Consider the following 726-nt stretch of genomic DNA (forward strand, 5'->3'; position numbering starts at 1 on the left):
ACCGGCGCATCGTGAGGGCCTCCAGGCCCTCGGCGTCCACCAGGGCCAGGGCCGCGGTGAGCACCACCTCCCGGCTCAGCCGCGGCCGGCGCGCCGGGCGGGGCCGCGGTACGGGATCGTGGACGGTGTCAGTGTCCGTGCTGGGGGAGGGCATGGCGATCAGGGTCCTTCGACGAGCGGGTCTTGCTTCAGTCATAGTCTACACGTGGAGTCTACGGCGTAGGTAAGACGGCGAGCACGCGGGGTTCCCACCACTTCCACCGACTGCACCGATGGCGGTCCGGCGTCCGGAGTCCTGCCGATCCGGCACCCCTTTTGCCTCTTCAGGAGATTCCTCTGACGGCCAATGCCTCCCACGCCGCCACCGCCACCACCGGTGCCGTCCGCACGACGTGGACAGGAAGCATCATGACCACCACCGGTCCCTGGATCCACGACCTGACCCAGGGACGCCCCGGGGAGCGGATCGAGGTGTGGGACGAGCACCACCCGTACCATGCCGGTGCCGTGAACGAGGTGGCCGCCCACCTGGGAGTGCTGTGGGGGCGGGAGGCCGGCACCGGGATCCACCAGCTGATCCCCGTCCGGGAGCACCGTCTGCGGCACACCTCGTTCGCTCAGGCCGCCTGAGCCACCGGAGACCGCCCCCGGGACCCGCGCATCCCCCGCCCGGGAGGGACTCCGGCGGGACGAGGCCCCAGGACGATTCGTGGTGCCCGGTCGGCA

1 protein-coding gene is annotated in these 726 nt (G+C 71.3%); it reads left to right on the forward strand.

The window, feature by feature from the left end; translation table 11 throughout:
- Positions 1–408 precede the first annotated feature (408 nt).
- A complete protein-coding gene (locus ACH9D2_RS00720) occupies positions 409–630 on the forward strand; it encodes a hypothetical protein (protein ID WP_396360802.1) in 222 nt (73 codons plus the stop codon).
- The last annotated feature ends 96 nt before the right edge of the window (positions 631–726 follow it).

The organism is Kocuria rhizosphaericola (assembly GCF_044462205.1).
Classification (GTDB): domain Bacteria; phylum Actinomycetota; class Actinomycetes; order Actinomycetales; family Micrococcaceae; genus Kocuria; species Kocuria rhizosphaericola.